Below are 330 nucleotides of genomic sequence, written 5' to 3'. Positions count from 1 at the left end.
GTTGGAGATCATCCAGTGCAGGTGGCGGTGGACGATACCTTCGACGAGAAGGCCTACGCCAGGGCCATGCCCGTGTCAGAACAGGGCCATGTTCTTCTACTCCAGGGTGAAGGGGACCTTCATCCCCGCGATCCAGCTCCTGGTGGTCACGGTGAGGGACCTGGTCACGGGCGAGGTGTACTTGGTCCACGTAGACGCGTACGTGGCCAGGAAGGTGGCCGAGATGGCCAAGGCCGTGGGACAGGACCTGAATTTCTCCACGAAGGTGGACATGACCCTCCAGGTCCTGGACAGGTTGAGGAGGGAGCTCAACGTACAGGTCATAACCTT

1 pseudogene is annotated in these 330 nt (G+C 60.3%); it reads left to right on the top strand.

Annotated features, from left to right (window positions below):
* Positions 1 to 15: 15 nt before the first annotated feature.
* Positions 16 to 330 (top strand): annotated as a pseudogene (locus L3N51_RS12395) (ISNCY family transposase); the annotation flags it as partial.

This window comes from Metallosphaera javensis (ex Hofmann et al. 2022), from assembly GCF_022064045.1.
In the GTDB taxonomy this organism is placed as follows: Archaea; Thermoproteota; Thermoprotei_A; order Sulfolobales; family Sulfolobaceae; genus Metallosphaera; species Metallosphaera javensis.
The sequence above is the reverse complement of the archived record's forward strand: the minus strand, read 5'-3'. Positions and strand labels throughout refer to the sequence as shown.